This window comes from Vibrio frigidus, from assembly GCF_042465995.1.
Taxonomy (GTDB): domain Bacteria; phylum Pseudomonadota; class Gammaproteobacteria; order Enterobacterales; family Vibrionaceae; genus Vibrio.
In genome coordinates, this window is record NZ_JBCDMC010000006.1 from 145,022 (window position 1) to 169,038 (window position 24,017).

A 24,017-nucleotide genomic window follows, 5' to 3' on the forward strand; every position below is an offset into this window, starting at 1 on the left:
CCATAGAGAGAGTAGGTATGACGATACCTACTCATGATGGCGGATTACTTTTTATCCAAGATCTTCTGTTCTTCAGCAGAGGCTTTCAAAAGCGCATCCTTCACTGAAACCCCTTGTAGCACCACACTATCAAAGGCATTAATTAAGGTTTGGCGCTGCGACGCTTCTGACTTGAACTTCGTCGTGTGAGCGTAACCAAGCCCCTTAATGAACGGACCATATTGCTCGTGGGTTACATTCTCTGGTCTTTCGGCTACCGCTCGACGTGCAGGCAACTCACCCACATTGTCTAACCAAAGTTGCATCGCATCTTCCGATGTTAAGAACGCAACAAATTTCTCAGCCGCGTCACGGCTTTCTCCTTGGGCTTTCTTGCTAACGGCATTTACCCAATAAGAAGAAAAGTTCGATTTGATGCCATTATGGGAAGGTAATTCAGCGACACCCCACTCTAAACGACGCGCTTTATTGTAGGTAGACAGTCGGAAAGACCCATCAATATGCATAGCTGCTCGACCCGCTTTAAACGCCGCCTGACCTTCATCCATAAATCGAGGCGTTGTAACCTCATGTTTGGTCAAAAGATCGGTCATAAACGCAAAGGCTTTTTCACCGGCTTCATTGGCGTAGTTAGTCGTTTGATAATCGTTAAGGTAAGGAACTCCGCCCATCTGACGAATCAAGACTTCTCGCCACCAATGGTGGTCTTGCTCAGCTAGATCCACAGTGAGGCCAGCCGACAATAGATTGTTATTTTCATCTCTCTTAGTGAGTTTTTTACTGTAGCTAACGAGTTCGTCTAATGTTTTAGGTGGCTCAGTTAATCCAGCTTCTTTAAAGAGTTTTTTGTTCCAGAAAAGGGCAAGTGTTCTAACGGCGGTAGGGACAGCGTAATACTGACCGTCGTATTTCATACCTTGAACAAAAGAATAGAACTGCTCATCAATCTCTTTGCTGGATATATATTTTTCAGATAAAGGTTGGATCAACCCAGAAGTATAGTAGTCCGGCACCCAACCATAATACAGTTGAAGTACGTCTGGGCCTTTGTCTGCGGACATTGCAGCCGCCATCTTGGTACGATATTGGGCATATGGAAAAGTTACGTGTTTGACATTTATCTCTGGATTCTGCTTCTCGAACTTCTCGATTAGAGCATCCACAGTTTTAACGCGAGCATCGAACTTGTATTGCCAGTATTCAATATCAACAGCAAAACTATTTGTTGATAATGAAGCCAGCACAAGTGCTAAAAGGTGTTTTTTCATGTCCATAATCCTTTTTCACCGAATAGATTTTAGGGAGTAGTACAATTTATAACGTTACATCTCACCGTAAAGACTAGACCTTACATTTAACGTAAAGCAGAGCCTTCTCGATATGACCACGACAATACCAAGGAGGCGTGAAAATAAATGCAACGCGGATCACAAGTTGGTTGTTTTTTATACTATCGTGAAATTATGCACACATAGGAACCCATGGCGTTTGTAAGAATTGGCGCCTATATTGAACTGATAATTCTCCTCGAACCGTCCTGCATGGCTCTGTTTCTCGAGTTCCGTAGAGAAAAAGAGCCAAGTAGAAATGCTTTTAGAAATGTCGATATCGACGGTATTTAGCGCCGAAATTTAAAACATAAATATCAAAAAGTTAAGACAGTTTTCATTAGAGAAGTGTGACCGCAGCTTGAGAAAGTCATATACCAACCCATTACTGTATAAAAAATAAACAATAACTGAGAAATATATGCAAATAGATGGGCATCATACATTAACGTACGTTGTTGCAAGATTCGCGGGTATGGAACATGAACAGGCTGAAAAACTGGCCTATTGCGCTCAATATGTTGACGAGGCGACAAACTCAGAACCAGTCAGATTTAGTAATGGGGCGATGTTCAACCGTATTTCATCCGCCCACAAAATGCTTGATTACAGAAATGGCAACGAACTATCAAACCATTTGGCGTGGATCCCATTCCATTTCTTACCCGGTAATCAAGGCAAAACAAGCGAATCCATTCCAGAAGGCGGGTTCATCCAAAGGTTAGTATGCAAACCAGACAGCCCAGTCGCTCGAGATATGCTGCGCGCTGTCGCTAAATATCGCCAAAGCCCATTTGGCCTGCATATTTTGGGGATTGCCATGCATGTCTACGCGGACACCTTTGCGCATTATGGCTTTGCCGGAGTCAGCCATAAAATCAATGAAGTGACCGAAATCAATTCCAATGATGAGGGCAGTTTACTCGACAGAGTCAAGGACAGTATTTTGAACTGGGGGATTTCCTCCGTCTCTCCGTTAGGCCATGGCCCTGCACTATCGTTTCCCGATCGTCCGTACATAAAATGGGATTATAAAACCGGAAGTGGCGACCGGATTGTGAGAGATAATACGGACGATTTTCTAAAGGCATCTAACCAGATGTACAAGGTCATCAGGTGCTATCTTGAAGATGACGGAACCATGGATTTAGATAACCAGAATGATATACCAGAAGAAAAATTAGCCTTGATAAAAAAGGCATTATTAGAATTTAGAGACGACGAAGGTGAGGTTAGGCACAAACACTGGCTTAAATGGATTTCAGAAGGTAAATTTGGATTTGACGCCGTTAAACTGGAGTTTATCGTCAGCGGTAAAGGAAGTTGGAAAGAGATCGCAAGAGGCAAAGCCGTCGCCTCTCCACTATCGAACGACCTCATTACTTATCGTTATAGCGAAAACTTTCTCAATTCAGATTGGAAACATTTCCATGATGCACTGAAATCTTACAGGCTGGATATCATAAGAGATGTGCTTCCAAAATATGGTATTTGTGTGGCTTAAACAATCTACGGCCATTCAGTTATTAGATTGACGTCCTCTGTTCGAACAATCGCCCCTTACCTATTTATTCAAGTAAGAGGCGTTTGAAACACATTAACCCAGAATCGTTACTGAGCCATCTTTTCCGTCGGCTTCCAGCGTGCAAGGCCGATAGGGAGTTTTATGCCTTGTGAAGACAACAGGTTGACACGTGCTAAATAAGCGGCGCCGTGCATCAAATGCATCGCCAGATCCACCGCACGACGATCTTGGTAGTTATCGAGATAGCTGCCTTTTGCCCAAGCATTAAATGCCCCTAAAGCAGGACCTGCCCATATCTGGTAATCCATTTCTCGGCCAACTTCACCGGTATTAGACCAACGGCTTGAAAGACCAAGATACCAACGGAATATCAACGCCATCTTTCGTTTCGGGTTTCCTTGAGCACGAGCAATCTGCTTCGGATCCCTCTCGTTAAAATGCGCCACTGTTCCGGCCCAAATATCATCAAGCGTTGAACGGAAAACTTGAGTTTCTAATTTATGACGCTCATCAGCCGGAATCGCTTCGATAGAATCGTAACGAGTGTATATTTCATACAACTTATTTGCTCGCATCGGGAACAACGTACCACGTTTAACAACCTGTAATTTTACGCCCATTTCGAACATATCCGCCGCCGGAGCCATCGTAACATCGGCCATCTCGGTAGTCGCAAGGAGTTTACGAGTATGCTCACTCGCGCCTGCTTCGATACAAGCCTGATTGATTGAACCCGTCACAATGTATGCGGCCCCAATGTTAAAGGCAGCTAGCGCAGCATCAGGGGTACCGATGCCACCTCCAGAACCAACACGCAGTGGTGTTTTAAATTGGTATTCGGCCTGAATCTCCTCTTTCAACGCCAAGATGGTCGGTAGCAGAGTAACCAGAGGACGATTATCAGTATGTCCGCCAGAATCTGATTCCGCCGTAATATCATCGGCCATTGGCACATACTGAGCCAATTCCATTTGCTCGGCGGTAATTCGACCCTCGTCCACTAATCCTTGAAGCATTTTCACCGGAGCTGGCGCCATAAACTTACGTGCCACTTCTGTGCGACTCACCTTTGCGATGACTTTGTTCGCAATGTGGATCTCACCTTTTTCGTCACGACTAAGTCCTGCGGCACGGTATTGAACAATCTGTGGCGTCAAACCTAAAAATGCGGAGGCCTCAACGGTACGGACTTTATGCTTTAAGAACAGTTCTACGCTACCACGCTCAAGCGCCGGTTCACTAGGGCTATGTATCAGATTAAATGCATAGGGACCATTTGGTAAGGCGGTTTGAATACGGTGTATCGCTTGTTCTACCCTTGATGGGATAAGACCCGCCGCACCGAATGAACACAGTATACCCGCTTGACCCAGAGCAATAACCAACTCTTCTGACGAGATACCATTCGCCATTGCACCTGCATAGTAGGCGTACTTCACGCCATGCACTCGACAAAACTCACTGTCACCGAGGCTTTGTGTGCCAAGCGCCGGCGCAAACGCACTGACCGGATGAGCGCTGTCGGCAATGACGTCATCTCCAGACATAATATCGGCACTCTGACTGATCCCCAGCCCTTTTATTGGATGATTCACCAGAAAACAGCCCACACTAAGATCTTTCAATACCTGAGCCATCGTATCAATAGAAAAATGGATTTTGTTTTCTTCAATCTGCCACGGCCACGGTGACAGTTTTTTATTTTTTAATGTCGCTTGATGAGTCGTCATAGTCTTTTTTACCCTTTTCTCACGCTTCTTCAATACAGATAGCGATGTCAGATAGTTCGTATATACGCAGACCATCTTTACTTAAATTTGCATCACCGATAATGACCGTTTTACCGTCTCTCTCTTCGATAGCGGTAATATGCACATCCAATGACATCTGTTTATTCAACGGGTTAATTTGCCCGCGATATTTCCATTTTACTTCAGACTCAATCTGGCCAAATTTTGGTGAATGGAAACCCGCGCCTAAATCTTTATTAATCGCATAGGTTTGCATTAGCTCTATAATCGCTTCGACACCAAGCGAACCGGGCATAACCGGATCTTGGTGAAAGTGGAATTGGAAGAACCAATCACTCGGGTCAATAGTACGTTCAGCATGCAAATAGCCGAGGCCAGCTTTACCACCATCACTAGTGATATCGACTTTATCAATAAAGTTCAGTCGACCTCCCGCGAGCTTATAATGGGGCTGCAACTCACCGCTTGCAGACAGTGGCGCGGTAAAGTAGCGACTCTCTTTATCCAGCAAGTTAATACTGACATCCGGCGTGCGATTGTTATCGACGTGCCATGGCTGTTTCACCTGCCCGTTGTCCAGACCAAGCTGATCCTTCAGCGCATCCCCTTTGAAGTAACCAAATACCGCGGTGCCTACATAAAAAGGAATGCCGTCGGTGCTTAATTCAAAGCTGAAGCTCTGGATGATATTGGTTCCCATCATGACCGTTGAAAGTAGACGAGAATCGTTGACGATAGTCTTACCACGCAGGTCAACATTTCTTAACATTTTGCCGCTTCCATCTAGGTTGCGGAAAAAGAGTTCCAAACCTGGGAAGCCTAACGTTGTACCCATATAACCTGAAACAAAGCCATTCGGTTGCAACGAAATTTCCATCAACACTGAATACGGCATCAAACTGCTGTGACTATTTTCGTCAAAATACCATGCGTTTTTCGGCACTTCGTATTCCGCAATACAAGACGAAGGTGTCTTAAAGTCCCCACGTGTACCATTAACCTCGATCACTCGGGTAGTCAGTTGCAAGTCACCACAAGGGGTACGTGGCGGGATCATGCCGCGATAGATAGAGAAATCTGGACCAAAGCACTTTTCGATATCGCCCGTTGCGAATTCAAACATATGATATGGGGTAAACGGCACGGTGTCCGGCGTGCGATTGTCGTAATCCGGTGTCATCGGTGCTTCGACATGCTGTAGCGGAATCACACCTTTGTTTTGGGCCGTTTTTAGATCGGGAACCTGCGCCATCAAAGGCGCATTAGCCGATGCTTGTTTTTGAACCGAAGATACCTGTGTTACTTGCGCAACCGGTTTAGGGTTAACGTTCAGCTCGGTGGCATCCGTTACCGTTGCTTGCGAGCGTTGACCGTAGCGGGTGCATTCTGCTTCCTCTTTGATCATCACACCCAGATTTTTAAAATCGACCACGATTTTGCCATCGAGCAGGATATCAATATTCGCTTTCGCATAAGGACGAGGTGTTAATCCTATTTCAGTCACTTCCATTCGATAAGTCAGTACGGCAGATTGCGGTAATACTTGACCTCGGCAACGGACCTGTTGAGAGGCATTTTCCAACGGCTGAAAGCGACCATTTTCTACCTGAGTATGGAGACCCAAGTGCATCATATAGAACTGAAGTAATTGACCACAACCTTCCGCCATCAATGACCCTGCCATCACCGAGTCATCTTTAAAGTGGCAAGGAAAATACCAATGGTCAGGTTCAAGCTGTTTGTGACCCTCGATAAGACCGAGTCCCCACGCGCCACCTTGAGGTTCAACGCGGCTGACTTGTTCAATCATCATGAATTTTTCTGAACTAAAACACAATGAAGGTTGAGCACGATTGGACTGATGGCTGTCCCCAAAACATCCCGCGATATCTCCATCAAGTAACGGGTACAAAGCTTGATAATCAAATTGAGTTTTCGGACAATGCAATAACGGTTTGAAACGCTGTTTAACCACAAGATTTTTTGACTTTATTTCTTCTTCCGTATGGATAACGCCTTTGCCATCCGCAAGTTCTTCATCAGTAAAAAAGCCTGCGCAACCATTATCCATTTTCAGAATCATCTTATCGCCGACAAAACATTCGTAAGAGAAGAAAAACAGTAGCGTATCGCCATTTCGGGCAAAGTGATTAATGGAGATGTCGTAACGGAGGGTGTCTCCCCCACGAGGTAAATCACCCAAGAAGGTCAAAGTACAATCCAGCAAGCGATAGACCCGCTCACCTTTGTTTTCAAAATCGATACCTAGATAACTGATCAACATCAAATCACATTGACCTGATTCTACCGCCACAGCCCAAGGGATTTGTCCATCAACCAGATAAGGAGCGTTCACCGGAATATCGTACTCGGTCGTCATGCTGCTTGGTTTATATTCCAGCATGGTTGCATCAAGCTTCGTTACTCGCGATACCAGTAAATAGTCTGTCGTCGGCAATCTTACCCGACGAGAATAGCTATCGATAACGGCGTAATCCGCTCCAAACACCTTAGCAATATCGCCCTCTGCATACTCCACTAAGTCATCGTAATCCCAAATGCATGGTTTACGAATAGGTTTGTTGATAGCGGGCGCGGGCGTCAATGCGGAACGCGATAACGACATTGTTTTTTGAGGCAATACGGAAGCAGTAGTTTGCTGATTTAGCCCGGAGATTGGCTCCATTTTCACCTGAGAAGTCGCGGCTTGTAGCTGTGCCTTCATTAACGCATCAGCTATCTTCAAACCTTGCTCTCGGCTTTGAAGGAATGCCTGATGAACCTGCTGAGCACGTTGTTGATTTTTTATGAACGAAGATGAATTCTGTTCTGTCATATTACTTTGAATACCTGTAATCGAAGTCTGGTGTGATGGTACCAACGTCTGGGATACGAGTGGATTTACGGGGGCCGTTACTTCCGGTGCATTGATTCGCGATTCGATCGCTTGTGAACCGGTAACGTCAAACGGACTTACATGCGATCCTATTACTTGTTGCTTAGTTACGCGCGGCTTTGCATTAGCACTTTTTTGTCGAATTGCGGGTAGCTCAGAAAAATCCGTGCTCACAACATGCTGATAAATATCACGTCCACCAAGGGTGACTTGCTTAATCAACTGACGCTTGGAATCGGCCGGAAGGTCGTTACTCAAACGGAGAGTCAACGACTGTGCTTCAGCAACCGATTGACGAATTAACAACTGAGAACACTGATTTTCACTGACATTTGCCACCATTGCGGCTTTACCATTCGAATGCACTGATGTCTGATTTAGGCTGAGTAACCCGTGTAGAACACTCGCCATACCTGATGCCGAATTACAATGACCTAAACGCTGACTGGCTTGAGTTATCGTCGCATTCATCAGCGGTAATTGCACAGTTTCGTTGCTTTCTGGTGCCTGGTTTACTTCGAGTATACCCACGCTGTTTTCGGCCAGCTTCGCTTGACTTAACAAGCGTTCCGTTAGTTCTTTGCTGTTAATCGTGGCACTAAAGCCAAGGGCACTAATTTCTGCATAACTGTTGCTTGGTTGCTTTTGTTGATCAGCTAGAACGCGCTTATCAACTAAAACAATGGCACCCGCACCTTCACCTACCTTCCAACCACTATCCTGTGCTGTCGCCGCCACAGGAGTAACACGATTTTTCAAGATAACTTGTTCAACACTACCACTTAGGTCAACCGCTGCAATCACCACTGCATCCAACGAATCTTGTGACATTAGATTTTGAGCAACATCGATACAGCGCGCTACCGATTGTTCTGCGGCGGAAATCGTAAAGGCAGGACCATTAAAATCCCATAACGACGCAATACGCGACGCCATGATATTACCGATGAAACTGGTGTACTGGTTCAGTTTTGCAGCATCAAGCACGCTATCCATTGCAATCGCTTCTAACGCAAGATACTCACTGTCATTTAACGTTATGCCCATGTTGTTCAGGCTATCAGAAAGTTGAGTGTGCAGATTGACTCGCCCACGGAATTGATGCATCTCCAGTTCGGTTTCCATGGCAACTAAAACCGCCACTTTTTGTCCCGCTTCCAGCTTCGCATCACGGATCGCCTCATCCGCCACCTTCATCAATAAAAGCTGTTGCGATATCAGACGGTCATCTTCATTTGGCGGTACCTTGAAACGTAGAAAATCAAAATCGAACTGATCAATATAAGCGCCTTGCGGTACGGTTTTTAGTCCAAACTGGCTCAATAGTTCAGGATGTTGATCCAGTCCTTTCCAGCGTTTCTTCGGCAGTGAGACAAAGGCATCCGCACCAGTTTGGATAGCGGTATTCAAGGCGCCAATCGTTTTTAGCGAACCAAAATGCGAGGCTAAACCCGTCACCTTCAACTGAGGTATTTGCGTCTTATCATTTCTAGTCTGAGGGGTAACCTTATTAGATTGACCTTTCCATTCTTCGAGTAGTAGATGCGCGTTACTACCACCAAAACCGAATACAGAAACACCCGCACAGCGTTGACGATTGCCTTCTTTATCCGGCCAAGGTTGCACCTTATTCGGTAGCGTATGCGCGCCAAATAGACCATCAGGTGAAGAGAGCGGCGTAACAAGGTTGATACTCGGCGGGAGTTGGCCTTCTTTCATTGCGAAGATCATCTTCATAATTCCCGGCATACCCGCCGCCGTGAGTAAATGACCTAAATTGGATTTAGCAGAACCGATGAGTGGTGTTTTGCTTCCCTTCAGTTTGTCTGCAAAAAAACGCTCCATTGAGGTCAATTCTACTTTATCCCCTAGTGGCGTTCCTGTTGCATGACATTCAATCACTTCTATACTTTCTGGCGAAAGGTCACTGGTTTCATAAGCTCGTTCAAAAGCTTGAACCTGTCCTTTGCTATTTGGACTCAGTACAAATTGCCCACGGCCATCATTTGATAAACCGGTGCCACTCACAACAGCATAAATGTGGTCGCCATCACGCTCTGCATCTTCAAGCCGCTTGAGAACTAATACCCCAGCCCCTTCACCAGCAAATAAACCTTTACTATTGGTATCAAAAGGCACCGATACACCGTGATCCGGATAGGCATGAAAGATTGAAAAACCCATATTAATAAAGAATGGGTCCGCGCCTGACACGGCACCAGCCAACATCATGTCAGCTTTGCCAGTATTGAGATAATCACAGGCTAATTTTAGTGAGTAGACCGAGCTTGCACAGGCAGCATCAAGGCTTAACTGAGCGCTTCCTAACCCTAGCGCGTCCGCAACTAATTTGGAGGCATTATGTGCAGCAGTACCATTGGCTGGGTTTAGCTTTCGGTCCGACTCATTCGACGGGCTTAACAAAAAATCTGGATTGGCCAACGTTGCTTGCAAGGCCTTCTCTACCGCAGAATGATAAAGCGGCAAAAATAAGTCATTAGAACGCGTAGTAGGAAACGATAGCGCCCCCATAATCACACCCGTTCGCTCAAGGAGTTGAGCATCCGAGGCAATGCCTGCATCCAATAATGCTTTACGGCTGGTATCTATTGCCCATAAAAAGCTGTCATCTAAACCTTCAAATTTTTCTACTGGCAGGTGATATCCGCTCGCATCAAAAGTGAAATTCTCAATGTACCCTCCTTTATCGCAATAAAAACGGTCGGATTCTCCTTGCTGACCTTGATAGGCCTCGGGATTTGCACCCAGTTTTTCGGCACGTAACGTGGTGCGAGAATCTTTTTTATCTAACAGGTTTTGCCAAAATGTCTTTGGCGTATCCGCGTCTGGGTAAAGGTTAGCTAAACCGACGATGGCTATCTTGGCTTGACGGTGAGAACTCATGCTGGTTCTCCTTCTAAAGTTGTTTCTGATGTAGCTCGAACCTGCTCAAGCCCTTTCAACAAGGGATCGAGTGACAATGGAATTTGGTGACTCACTAACTGTCCAATACATTTAAGTAAGGTGAGAATGTCTTCGCCACCTTTTGCATTCGTTGCAATAGTACAGTGCTCATTGGTCACGTTATCTACACGATTAATCTTATCTATCAAGGTGCACGTCTGGCGATCAGCACCGACCTCGACAAATAAACGGGCTCCGTGTCCACGAGCGCTTTGCACTAACGCGGTAAAATTGAGTCTTGAGCAATACGTATCGGCGATCGAATCGGCGATGCTCTGGCTATCCATATTGATAGGCTGGTCCTGATTCTGTGGCAACAAGCTTGCTGCGCTAATAAAGCGAATATGTTCCGGCAAATCATCGTATATTGGTTGATGATAGAACGCCGTCACTTGCTGATGCTGACTGAGTGCTGGCGGCGTATGCATCGCGGTGACTCTGTTGGCTGCGATACCACGTTTACCGAGTTTTTTAAGTAAGCGACGACACGCCTGCTCACAGCCTGCTATGACGCAAGTATCCCCTTGAATTATCGCCAAATAGACATGTGGAAATTCAGGTAACAGCAATTCAATTGAGGCGGCATCGCTACGCACAACAAAGCTGTTCCAGATAATCTCTTCATTACCGCTTAGATGCCACGCCTCACGAACCGCGGTTAATTCACCAGAAATTGCACTTGTAAATATTGGGCTCGTTTTGGTCATTTCGATCAGGGCGTGTGGGTTTTTCCATACACCTAGACTAGCCCACATTGATGCCTCTCCTTTGGAGTAACCCAAAGCAAAATCAGGTCGAATGGCGAATTCATTGCACAACAGTTGAGTCAACAGATAACTGCTACCTACACCAGCAATCGCCAACTCACTTAAACTCATCTCTGTCGGATGGTTGCCGTATATTTTGTCACTTTGCAGTATCTCTTTTAGGTTACCTTCACGTTCTAAACGAGAATAAAGTTCGGGAAAATACTGATAGAAATCGCGCAACATTCCGGGATAAACCGTCCCAACACCGGGGTATACAAACGTCACGCCACCCTTGCTGTTTGGTGACGATGAGAAACAACTTCCTGCGGGTGTCTTATAATGGCTCTTATCCGCCATTAATTTTGGTAGTGCATCGCCTATCGCCTTGATCTCTTGCAACAAAGCCCTTACCGACGTGGCTTGCAGTACAATGGCCAGTTCCGCTGGTGAACGCGAGGCTCCAGCCTGAAACTGTTTAAGGTTTTCAATCATCAAATCTATCAGGTAATCCGAGCGAGTAGAATCTGCGTTCAACTGCCCGCTTAATCGCGTTAAATAACTCGACAACTCCGTTTCATTTTTTCCGGTCACGATGAAGAACAGTCGTGAAGATGACAATAATGAACGAGCCATTTTTAGCCCGGTGGCCTGATTTAAGACCAAGCTACTTGAGATCGATTCAGACTCAAAAGTAACACTGGTCACTCGCGCTTTATGCGGCTCAGTGAACCAATAGTTGTGTGTGTTGATATCAGCAGAATCAGAGCCAATATCTCGACCAGCGATCGCTTCAACCATGCTATGCAACGCCATAAACTTCTGCTTTGCCGTCGAGGAACGAAACGTTTGTTGGTTACTTAAATCCGCTTGCTGACGACGCGCTTGTGCCAATGCGCCTTTCACACACTCAGTAGTGGCACTAACTGCACCCACATTAAAAGCGGATAGATAGGCGTGAGGATGTATTTTATTCTGGGCCGCCATAAGTCCCGACAGCATCAGCAATACTGGTTGACCATCGTTTGCCTCAGAGAACGCAGCATTAGGCTCAGCAGAAATCGAGAGTTTTACTAGGCGTCCTTGAGTGACGAGTTGAATCGCTTTTTGTAAGGAAGCTTCAAAGTCATCCATCAGTAACACGGTTTCAATTGGCGGTAGTTTATCGCCAGATAACGACAGGATCTCAGCTGATTGCGTTAAGATAGCGATGCGCAATGGCATCGCTTCAGTAGCAGAGTTGTCCACTATGACAAACACTCCTTTTCTAGGTTAGGCTTGTTCAAAAATGCCTCATTAAGGCTTTTACTGATCGTCACCTTGGCCCCACTCATTGTGCAGCTTAAACGGCCATCGTTATGATAAAGCGCGATATTTGCTTGCAGTGAACGAGAGGTGTGTTTTACCACCTCAAGCTCTAACCAACCTTTATCACCTGATCGCATAGGCTCATACGAAACGAACTCGCCGATAGCAGAGGGCAAACTCGCGGCCGCATATTTTAATCGGGCCCAAACCAACATAGCTTGTAGTAAATAGTCCTCAGCGAATGGCTGACAACCAGCAAAATGTTGCGTCGCAATAAATGAACCACAGTCTTGTTCAGCGATCATCGGTAACTGGCAAGAAGCAAGAAGCCCTGAATCATCAAAATCTTGAACCGCTTGTATGCCTTGCAGCCTTGGACCATGGAATAAGGTGCCATTACTGTATAGCTCCATGCCAACCGCAACCTGAGCGCTTTCATCCGTTGTGAACGTTTTTAGCTTGGGTTCAATCACGGTTTGCGTCGTCAACAGCGCTTTATATTGCGGTCGACCCTGATTGTTAATGAGAGCCTTAACCTGCCCTTCATCATCAAGCGTCATGTCCAAGGTCAATGTTTGAACATCGTCCGTTTCAAAAATAACACCTTTCAGCAGTTTGTAATCGCGAACCGCCACGTTCGTTCCTAACCATTGTGCTGCAGTCTCACGCATCCATTGTATGGCGCACACTGTCGGTAACACAGGGTTACCGGCAATGCAGTGGTCCTTTACAAAAGGCATCGCCTTTGGGTCAAGGGTACGTGTGACAGTGATACTTTTATTCAGCGGACTCTTTGCAACTAGCACAGACTCCGCATCACGCTTTTTTATTGACGCTTCCTTGTCTTCAGAACCTTGCATACTTGTACCCACAAGCAGTTGAATACCTGTGTCACTAAGCAACTGTGAGCTAAACAGTTCAGCACCAGATTTTAGTGGAATGACATACACGCCACGGTCAGTAAACATCTTCTTAAGTGCTGGACTGACCATACCTCCATCCCACGGTCCCCAGTTGAAGCTCATTACTTTAGCTTGAGGGTAACGGGCTGACATCTGTAACGCCGCTTTATTAAGGATGTCATTTGACATCGCGTAATCGCTCTGTCCATTATTGCCATAGAAGCCAGCGGCGGATGAGAACATCGCGACCAGTTTTAGCTTGCTACAATCTAACGCATTCAATACCGCTCTAAGTCCACCTACTTTCGTTCCGTAAACGAGGTTGAGTTCATCCAATGTTTTATCTTGAATGAACTTGTCAGCCAATACGCCAGCACCGTGAATCAAACCCGTGATATCGCTAATCTGAGACAGCTTTTCGTTCACTGATTCGTCGCTTGTTACGTCCAGACTTAGGTATTCTGCACTGGCGCCCACTTGGGTAAATGCGGCCAGCGCAGTGTTTATTTCGATACTGCTTAATATTGGTTTTTCTAATGCATCCACTTTCGCAGGTGTTGGTTTATCCCCCGACGCTTTTAGAAACGCAATAGCCGCGGCTTTTAACTCTCCGGTTTGCTTTCCTTCTGCCCACTCAGGTAACTCTTCGATCTTAATGTGCTTACTGCGCCCTGCTAATATAAAGTGTGATTGACACTTTTTAGCCAATGACAAAGCACATTCAAACGTAACGCCCTTTGCACCACCAGTAACCAGAACTTTATCTGTATTGGTTAATAATGCAGCCGCCTGTTTCTTTTCAGAATTGACGGCGTCAATCGCCGTTAATGCGCTTCGACCAGAACCACTCAATCCAATCTCGACAGCATGCGTATTCACATCAAATAACTCAGCGGTTATTGAGTCTGCAAATTGGCGAGCGTCCAGTGTCGGTGCAACATCTAATGCTCGACAAAACACCGTCGGCCATTCATGGCTAAGTGTTTTCGTTAAGCCCGACAACGCGGCTTGGTTTAGCTCTGCCTTTGCTAATTGCTCCGCATCGAGATAACCAAATCCACCATCAATACGACTCACAGTAAAGAAGCTACGGCGGCTTGACGAGGTGACTGAATTTAATTGAGAGTGAAGCAACTTGGCAAACAAGAACGCCATTGAAATGCTTGATTTCGCATCTTCATTCAACTCAATTGCCGCATGATCCGATGTTGTATCCGAAACATAAGGTTGTAAGTGAATGAATCCACTAATCTGTTTATGTGCGCTTTCAATGTTAGCAATCACGCCTTTCACGCTGGCTTCATCAACGCTGGTGAGTGAATAGCTGCTGATTTCGGTGTTCAATGGAGACGCGACAGATAGAGGAGTGCGCACGACGGCAACTTGTAAACCGTGAGCGCTTAACGTTTCGGCAAGCACACCAGCATTGTGACCATCATCGGTGATCACAATACAGGCATTTTTGTCAAAACAGTCGGCCAATCTATCTACCGCTGGACACTTTTTTAGCGCCACCTCATTGTGAGGAGGTAAATCCACAACGAGTGTTTCTGTCACGGACTCAAGCACAGCTTCGACTGGGGCTTTTCCCCCGGTCGACGTAGAGGTTAAATCACCTGAAAGCTTACTCTGCATATAGGCAACAATCTCTCCGAGGGTACGACACTCAGCTAAATCTTCAGGGTTAAGCTCTGGTAAATCTGGAAGCTGATCCTGAACCGTACCTAAGATTTCGACGCGTTTAATAGAGTCGATACCTAAATCTGCCTCCATATCCATGGCAAGATCAAGCATCTCCGCAGGATAACCCGTTTTGTCAGCAACAACGGCTAACATGACGCTTTGAATATGAGCCGCATCTAAATGATTGACCGTATTGTTCGTCGCGGGTGTTGACGCCATTTCAGTCGCCATTGGAACCGCAGTAGCAACGGTAATGGAAGGTAACTTGCTGTTCATGTAATCAACAATCTCGCCCAAGGTACGGCACTCGGCCAAATCTTCTGGGTTTAGCTCGGGTAAGTCAGGAAGTAGATCCTGAACGGTACCTAAAATCTCAACGCGCTTAATAGAATCAATACCTAAATCGGCTTCCATATCCATGGTTAACTCCAGCATCTCTGAAGGATAACCTGTTTTTTCGGCGACGACGGTTAGCATCGTGCTTTGAACATGAACCGCATCTAAATGCGTTGCCGCGTTATCTGCAACCGGAGTCGATGTATTATCAACCGCCGTTACAGACGATAATTTGCTGTTCATGTAGTCAACGATTTCACCTAGCGTACGGCATTCAGCTAAATCTTCAGGGTTGAGCTCCGGTAAACTGGGAAGTTGGTCTTGAACCGTTCCTAAGATTTCAACACGCTTGATAGAATCGATACCTAAATCGGCTTCCATATCCATGGCCAGATCGAGCATCTCAGTTGGGTAACCCGTTTTGTCTGCAACAACCTCAAGCATGGTGCCCTGAACCTGTTCTGCAGTTAAACCGTTAGTCTGTACTGGTGTTACTGTTGACGGGTTGACGTCTGCTAATTGACCATTCATATAGTCAACGATTTCGCCTAGAGTACGACATTCTGCTAAGTCTTCAGGGTTAAGTTCAGGTAAGTCAGGCAGTTGGTCCTGAACCGTACCTAAGATTTCTACACGTTTAATCGAGTCAATACCGAGATCCGCTTCCATGTCCATCGCAAGATCGAGCATCTCTGTTGGGTAACCCGTTTTGTCGGCAACCACTTCTAGCATGGTTGTTTGAATTTGAGTGGCCGTTAAAGCATTGGCGTTGGTAGCGGCGGCTATCTGTGTATGGATAGCGGGTGCTTCATTAAGCCCAGATGGCGATTGAGCGCCCAACTTACCATTCATATAGCTGACGATTTCGCCCAGCGTACGACACTCGGCCAAATCTTCTGCGTTAAGTTCCGGCAGATTAGGCATTTGATCCTGAACGGTACCTAAAATCTCGACACGCTTAATAGAGTCGATACCCAAATCCGCTTCCATATCCATATCAAGGTCGAGCATTTCTGTTGGGTAACCTGTTTTATCGGCAACCACTTCCAGCATCACTTTCTCTGCATCGGATGTTTGAATCGGAACAATGGCTTGTGGAACGGCCACCGATTGGGCCGGCGCCACAGGTTGAACTGGAGCGGCGGACTGAACTGGAGTCACAGTTTGAACGGGAGCAAGTGGTTGAACCGGAGTTGGCGCTGACACCACGGGTTGAGAAACCGCGACAGCTTTTACAGGTGCCATTGCTGGAACGACCGTATCTGTCGCCGTTACCGCAGGTACAACACTAGAGTTTGAACTCAACAGCCCTAATGCAGAGCTATTGCTGATCGACTGAAGCTCAAGGTAATGTGCGTGAGCTTTCAATGTTTCAGCTTGATGTTGATGGAACATTTCCATTGAACGCTGCAAGCTATCAGGAATAGCCACACCCGTTGCTGCCATTTGAGCCTGTTGGGTCATCAACGTAGCAAAGGTGTCACCGTATTGTTGTGGAATGGCAAGAAACTGCTGATGAAGCTCTGCGGCTTGTTGTTGCGCCGTAAAGAAGGCCTGCAATGACGCATCAGCATTCGGAGTCGATAAAGCGGATGGCTGTGGTGATCCTGTCTGCGATAGTACATTATGTGTCGTTGTTACTGGTTCGCTTGTCTTCGTATTCTGCTGCGAAACAACGTGTACTGTTTCTGGCGCTGCCGCGACAGTCACTTCGCGAATTTCGGTTTTAATCACTTCTTTTTCCACAATCTTCTCTACGATTTCAGTTTGTTTGCTGACCGTGCCTGTTTCTAATGACGCGGCCATTTTCGCTCGTGTTGAGGCACTGATGTGATTCGCCGCATTCAGTTTGATGTTCATTGGTGACATCGCGCCCGGTTTAGCCAATTCAGCTTGATAAGGATCGACCGTCTCTAGCGAAACGCCAACAACAGCCAATTGAACCGCAGCCAAACGCAGCTGCAAATCATGATCGCCTTTAGGGTTTGGATTCATGCTGATGGTATAGAGTTCATCCGGCTTGTTGGTCAGCGTTTTATCAACCAGTTTCTGCAGGATATTTTTTGGTCCAAATTCTACAAATACGCGCGCACCAGCTTGGTACATTGATTCAAGTTGGCTACTGAAACGGACAGATTGCAACATATGTTGCTTAAACGCTTTCTTAATCACCTTGCCATCATTCTTATAAAGCCCGCCCGTTGCATTGGAATAAAGCGGTAAGACTGGCGTATTGAATGTCGTTTTATCAATCGCCGCCGCAAATGGTTTCTGTGCGTGAGCCACCAACGGAGTATGGAATGCCCCTGAAACAGGCAATGGTATCGCTTTGAACCCTTGTTCAGTTAACGCTTTTGCTGCTTGTTGAGCATTGTCTGTCGGTCCTGCAATCACTAACTGTGTCGGTGCGTTGTAATTGGCGATACTCACACCATCAAATGCACCGATAGTTTTCTCAACCTCGGTCAACTTATCCGCATCGAGAATCACGGCATACATGGTACCGCTATCACCTTCAAGTGGCGTTGCTGCCATAGAATCACCACGTGCGAAAGCAAGTTGGTAATAATCTTCTTGGGATATTGTACCGGAAGCAAACAACGCACTTAGCTCACCAAAACTGTGTCCGGCGATCATGTCTGGTTTAAAACCAGCTTGAGTCATCAGTTCATATTGGCCCATAGAAAGCACACCGATAGCACTCTGCGCATTTGAGGTATTGGTTAATGTGGCTTCTTGAGTGGTAATGTCTTGGCTATTAAAAGCAGGAATAGGAAAAAGCACCTGTGATAATGGTGTCTTCTTATTCTGACTAAATACTTTATCTGCATTCGCCAAATGCTGACGCATTTCTGGGAAATGACAGGCCAATTCTGAACCCATATTGAGATATTGAGAACCTTGACCGGCGAACAGAGCCGCTACTTTAGCAGTGCCATTTTCTCTCACTAAGCCCGAATCACGATAGCTCGTCCCACTTGGTAGTTGCCAATGTGATTTTGATTGGCCTTCAAGCAATGAGATGGATTGCGTCAACTGAGTCAGAAGTTCTTCATCAGAATTAACGACCATACCTAAACGCGCATGGTCTACGTCAATACTGCGCATACCATGGATGCCAGCAAGCGTCTCTAAGGTTGTTTTTTGATTAGAAATATCCATTGATATTTCTTTCAAGTTTGCGAGAAGCGTTTTCGGCGTATCCGCACTTAATAATACTGTTTGTGGTACTTGACGCTGGCGATATTTATCACCGCGGGCGTGTTCAGGTGTGTACTCTTCCATAACAACATGGAAGTTGGTACCACCAAAACCGAATGAACTCACACCAGCACGTCTAGGCGTATCATCTGCCTGTCTCATCCAAGGTCGAGTTTGAGTATTTAGGTAGAAAGGCGAATCTTCGATATTGAGCTTTGGATTGGGGCTCGTCACATTGATTGTGGCAGGCAACACTTTGTGGTGCAGTGCAAGAGCAGCCTTTATTAAACCCGCGGTCCCAGCGGCAGATTTCGTATGACCAATCTGAGATTTCACCGAACCTAACGCTATGTGTTGTTTAATGTCGTTGTCTTGACTAAAGATTGAACTCAGGCCATTAAATTCAGCCACATCACCCGCAGCCGTACCCGTACCATGCGCCTCTAGTAAGCCCAAAGTATGTGGCGCAAAACCTGCGTCATCATAAGCACGCTTAAGTGCCTTCGCCTGACCTTCCGGTCGCGGTGCATAAATGCTCTTGAACTTTCCGTCTGAAGAGGCGCCTATACCTTTAATAACGGAATAGATACGGTCACCGTCTCGTTCCGCGTCGTCAAGACGTTTCAGAGCGATCATCCCTATACCTTCACCGATCATCATTCCTTTCGAATCGATATCAAAGGGTTGAATCGTTTCGTTGGTGGTAAAAGCAGGTGTTTTAGAAAAGCTCATGTACATGGTTGGCGAGTTATCCGTACACACGCCACCCGTAATCATCATTTCACTGCGGCCATCAACCAATTCAGACAACGCCATGCGCAACGCGGCAAGAGAACCAGCACAAGCCGCATCAACCACACAGTTCATACCACCCAGATCGAATCGGTTAGCAATACGTCCAGCAATAACATTTCCAAGAGAGCCGGGAAAAGAATTTTCTTCCCAATGGATGTACTGATCTTGGAACTTTTTGATCAACATCTCGCTATCTTGGTCGCTAATTCCACTGCTGTTGAATACTTTTTTCAATACCGGATATTGCAAACGAGCATTGAGGCTTTGGGCTATCTTCTGACCACCACCGACACCTAATGTGATACCAATTTTATCTCTATCATAGTTTTCCGGAAGCTTTGCATCCGCCAAGACTTCTTTCGCGACAATCAATGATAATAGTTGTGACGTATCTGTTAGCTCTAAAATGTTTGGCGGCAGGCCAAATTCCATTGGATTGAAGTCCACATCTGGTATGAAGCCACCGCGCTTACAGTATGATTTATCAGGTGTGCTCTTATCTGAATCATAATAATCTTCGGCACGCCAATGTGATTCGGGGATGTCAGTTATAGCATCAATTTTTTCACTGATAAGATCCCAGAATTTATTCAAGTAACGGGAATTAGCGAATATGCTCGCCATACCGACGATAGCGATAGGCGTATCTTTAAGGCGTTTGTTAAGTCGCATATCTTGTTGCGAATCGGATGTTGATTTTGAGGTTTGGCTCATAATGAGGCTCCACTGGACAACCGCAAAGCAATTGTCATAATTTCGGGCAGGGATAAAACAGCGAAAAAGTAATAAATAGAAGCAACCAAGAAGAAGCACAGAAATACAGGAGGCCTGCTTCGGCTAGGTAACCGTCTTAAATTCAAAGGCTTGAATGGGATTACGCTGGTCATATAATGACGAGCGGAAATGTCATACTGAATTCGTGGATTGTATCGCACATGCAAACTAACGCTAACATATTGTTAACATTAGATAAATTGTTGCGGCGCTTTCAAAAACTAAAGCAAAGTCCATAATAATTCTACTGAGGTTACGGGCTGAAATTTTCCAAGGAAATTGATTAGCATTCCCAATGAAAACCAGCTGATTCGGTTAATGGATGAGCAGGTTACCCGAGGTCGCGTTTTGATACAATCGTCTGACGTGAAGGCGACTCCTCCTCAGACCAGTTAAAAATTTTGTAGTCTAGATTATTGCAAACTTTATCACTTTAACTAATTGATTATTAAAACTTTTATAATCAAAATTAGTGTAAACACTCTAAAGTAAATCAAAAGGTGACGTACGGCTCAAAAATAGAATGATTCCTATGTAACAAGTTTTTAATCAGTGATTTATTCTCTAAACAAATTCATTTTCATTCAATGTTACCGTGCATCCTATTCTCAGTATGTTCAAAATTTGAAATGGACAGGGGCAAATACGAGGAATCTCTGAAGTATTTGGCCTTGACTCGGTTTAACTCTATTAATTCACTGTTTTTGATCTGTTGTTTTAACCGTAAAACCGTCACAATGGATAATACGTTTTCTTCTCAAGGTCTCATCGTGTCTGCCACTCCTCCCGTTCAACTCTGGTTTTTCTCTTTAACCCAACTGGATGACGGCGATAGCCTGACGGAAAACATGAAATGTTGGCTCTCTAAGGATGAGCTGAGCAAAGTGGCGCGTTATAGGCAGCATGAGTCGAGAACAAAAGCCCTATATGTTCGTAGTTTACTCCGGGTGGTATTGTCACAATACGCCCCTATTGCGCCTGATGAATGGCGATTTGAATACGGAAAAAATGGAAAGCCAGCATTGATAACCAGTCAACGCACTCAAACGGGCATTGAATTTAATATAAGCCATAGCGGCGACTACTTGCTCATTGGCGTCATAGTAGCAAAGAATGAGACACTGCAACTGGGCGTAGATGTAGAACATGCCCGAACAAGTACCAACATTGACCCCATCCTCAATCACTACTTCTCTAACCAAGAAGCCAGCGCTTTATTAGCACTGCCTCGAAGTCAACAAAGGCAGCGTTTTTTTGACCTTTGGGCATTAAAAGAGTCGTATATAAAGGCAACAGGACAAGGCCTAGCAAAGTCATTAAAGTCGTTCGGATTCGATTTAACGATGGCAAAAAAAGAATGGTTGCTTATTCAAGCAACGAAGTCTACACCCTCTTTGGGTCAAAACGAACAATATCAAAAGGTAGAGTTTTACCGCGGAATAGCGCCCTTTTTTATTGAAGATAGGGAAAGTTCACTCGCTAGCCAACCGAGCAATCAACCTGATTGGCAGTCTTGCTTAGGCCGCTTAAATGAACAGTATCGTTTTGCCGTTACGCTAGGCAATGGCACCAAGCCAATGAAACTAAGCGCGACATTGATAAACCCAATTCAACTCCTCCAATCAACAGACAGCCATGGATTAAATTAATCCCCATTCATCATTGATGTTAGAATAGCGTTGGGAATCGGTTGCAACCGCTTCTCTTTATCTAAACAGACCATCTCTATATCACCAATAACGGCTGCTCGGGTTGCTTGGGGACGCCAGACCTCTTGACGCCACAAGGTTTTGTATTTGCCATCGAACTCGAAGGATGTACGAATATCACAGACTTCCGCAAACTCTACACCATCTTGAAAAATCATATTTGCTTTGTATACCGCAAACCCTAGACCGTGTTCGTTCCATAAGGTCGCTAACTTGTCACTATCGATAACATGCTCGCGCGCACGTTCAAAATATTTCAGAAAGTTGGGATGATAAACCACGCCTGAATGGTCGGTATCTTCATAATATATCTGTACTGGATGATGGTGTATTTTACTCATTAGTGGCTATGTCTCTCAATTTATTAAGGCTAAGTGCCATTTAGTTATTTTACACGACTGAGAGCTGCACTTTACCTGAGACTCGATTCGAACTTAATATTTATTATGCTGGTCATATGAGTTGTGTGCAGTAGAGCTTTAGAAGCGTCGATAAAAAAGCATGCCCGTTAGAATAAATGGCATGCTCTTCTTTTATATGTTGCTTATGGTGCTTGCGACATTAACGCTAGATCAATTGTCCGTTTCCGCATTTACTTCCCAGTCGCCTCCCAGCGATTTATATACCCCTACGGTAACCTGTGCGACTTGTAAACGAGCGGCAACCTGTCGGTCTTCAATCACACGCTTCTGTCTCTGAGCATCAAGTACTGAAAGGTGGTCGATAAGGCCGGCATTATAAAGGGACACCGCTTTACTTACTGCTTTTTCAGACGCCTTTAACGCTTGGTCGATTCGATCTTCATTTTCTTGGCTTCTTCCATAGGCAAATAACATTGAATCCACTTCAGTGATAGCAGAGTCAACAGCATATTCATAGCCTAGAACCGCAGCGTCAAATCTCGCTTCGTTTAGTTCTACCATGGCTTTACCTCTGCCACCGTCAAACACATTCCAACTCACTCCAGCAGAGCCGACCCAACCAACCGAATCACTACTAAACAGGTCATCAAAACTACTGGCAGAAACCCCCGGCGCACCCGTTAAGAAAAACTTAGGGTAACGGTTAGCTACGCTGGCGGCGACGTCTTCATTAATCGCCGCCATTTCGCGTTCTGCGATCCTAATATCCGGACGTCGCTGAAGCAGATCTGAAGGTAATCCGACCGGAATAACCCCATTCATATCAGGCAATGTTTCGTTACTCGCCAACCTAATATCGACCTTAGATAAAGGCTCACCTAATAAGGTCGCGATACGTCTTTTATGGACTTGCTGAGCGATCTCTAGTTGAGGAATGATAGATTCCATTGCAGCCAGTGAGGCTTTGGCTTGAACCAAATCGAGCTCGGAACCATAGCCATTACTCACCACTTTTTCGATCAACTCTAGACTCTTTTTCTGGTCCTCGATATTCAACTCTGCGAGATGAATTCGTTCTTGAGCTCCTAGATACTGTAAATAGTTATGGACGATGTCTGCGGTGATTAGCGTGGTTAATCCATCGGCGTATAAGCCTGCTTGTTCTACCCGTATTTCAGCGGCATTCGATTGATGGTCAATACGCCCCAAGATATCGAGTTCCCACGTAATACTTGCCCCGAGAAAACCACCATCGTGTTGATTATCAAGCAGAGTGGTATTGCTCAAACTAGGCGGAAGTGCGCTAGTACTCTCTCCTAACGGCGAGAGCGCCGGCCCCATTAGCGAATCATTTTTACTCAATTGATAGTTGTAATACCCCGCGCCAACATTGATGGTTGGCACCTTGAAAGATTCAACAATCGATTTGTAGCTATTCGCCATTTTAATACGTTGTGCAGCCATTTTTAAAGGCACATTTTGCTGCTGAACATCAGTAACAAGTGCGTTCATAGTAGAGTCGTTAAACTGGCTCCACCAATGATCGGTTAGCAAACTCTCATTACTCTCATTACTCTCATTACTCTCATTACTCTCAACATATAGATAGCTTTCAGCCATAGAAACCGTTGGCTCTTTATATTCCGGGCCAACGGCGCAACCTGTTAAAATAACAGCCAATGCGATAGGAGCGAACGTTAACGACGTCTTGCGATAAAAATTAAAAGAATTCATTTT

Annotated in this window: 10 protein-coding genes; 3 read left to right on the top strand and 7 right to left on the bottom strand. The window is 45.5% G+C overall.

Features of this window, described 5'->3' with window-relative positions; genetic code table 11:
* Positions 1–44: 44 nt before the first annotated feature.
* Complete coding sequence (locus AACW90_RS11870; protein ID WP_390234622.1) at positions 45–1,268, bottom strand: extracellular solute-binding protein; 1,224 nt, start codon at positions 1,266–1,268, stop codon at positions 45–47.
* A gap of 213 nt (positions 1,269–1,481) precedes the next feature.
* On the opposite strand from AACW90_RS11870, the gene AACW90_RS11875 reads away from it, so the two are divergent.
* The gene (locus AACW90_RS11875) at positions 1,482–1,622 is read left to right on the top strand and encodes a hypothetical protein (protein ID WP_390234624.1); all 141 of its coding nucleotides are present in this window, start codon (positions 1,482–1,484) and stop codon (positions 1,620–1,622) included.
* A gap of 127 nt (positions 1,623–1,749) precedes the next feature.
* Complete coding sequence (locus tag AACW90_RS11880; RefSeq protein WP_390234625.1) at positions 1,750–2,832, top strand: DUF6765 family protein; 1,083 nt, start codon at positions 1,750–1,752, stop codon at positions 2,830–2,832.
* Positions 2,833–2,939: 107 nt separating this feature from the next.
* On the opposite strand, the gene pfaD is transcribed toward AACW90_RS11880, so the two are convergent.
* From pfaD to AACW90_RS11900, 4 genes are read right to left on the bottom strand one after another with little or no spacing between them, the layout of a single operon-like run.
* Complete coding sequence (gene pfaD / locus AACW90_RS11885) at positions 2,940–4,583, bottom strand: eicosapentaenoate synthase subunit PfaD (protein ID WP_390234628.1); 1,644 nt, start codon at positions 4,581–4,583, stop codon at positions 2,940–2,942.
* A gap of 19 nt (positions 4,584–4,602) precedes the next feature.
* Positions 4,603–10,404: a beta-ketoacyl synthase N-terminal-like domain-containing protein gene (locus AACW90_RS11890; RefSeq protein ID WP_390234631.1), complete on the bottom strand. Its 5,802-nt coding sequence runs from the start codon at positions 10,402–10,404 to the stop codon at positions 4,603–4,605.
* Positions 10,401–12,458, bottom strand: coding sequence for a PfaB family protein (locus AACW90_RS11895; protein WP_390234633.1), 2,058 nt, complete (start codon positions 12,456–12,458; stop codon positions 10,401–10,403). The genes AACW90_RS11890 and AACW90_RS11895 overlap by 4 nt, the downstream gene beginning before the upstream one ends.
* Positions 12,458–20,149, bottom strand: coding sequence for a beta-ketoacyl synthase N-terminal-like domain-containing protein (locus tag AACW90_RS11900; RefSeq protein WP_390234635.1), 7,692 nt, complete (start codon positions 20,147–20,149; stop codon positions 12,458–12,460). The genes AACW90_RS11895 and AACW90_RS11900 overlap by 1 nt, the downstream gene beginning before the upstream one ends.
* 797 nt (positions 20,150–20,946) lie before the next feature.
* On the opposite strand from AACW90_RS11900, the gene AACW90_RS11905 reads away from it, so the two are divergent.
* Positions 20,947–21,858: a 4'-phosphopantetheinyl transferase family protein gene (locus AACW90_RS11905; protein WP_390234638.1), complete on the top strand. Its 912-nt coding sequence runs from the start codon at positions 20,947–20,949 to the stop codon at positions 21,856–21,858.
* Here AACW90_RS11905 and AACW90_RS11910 read toward each other — a convergent pair.
* Together AACW90_RS11910 and AACW90_RS11915 are read right to left on the bottom strand one after the other, a co-directional pair.
* On the bottom strand, positions 21,855–22,259 hold the full coding sequence (locus tag AACW90_RS11910) for a thioesterase family protein (protein ID WP_195703116.1): 405 nt from the start codon (positions 22,257–22,259) through the stop codon (positions 21,855–21,857). The genes AACW90_RS11905 and AACW90_RS11910 overlap by 4 nt on opposite strands.
* Before the next feature lie 231 nt (positions 22,260–22,490).
* Positions 22,491–24,014 (bottom strand): efflux transporter outer membrane subunit, encoded by a 1,524-nt coding sequence (locus tag AACW90_RS11915; protein ID WP_390234642.1) that lies wholly within the window; start codon positions 24,012–24,014, stop codon positions 22,491–22,493.
* Between the last annotated feature and the right edge of the window lie 3 nt (positions 24,015–24,017).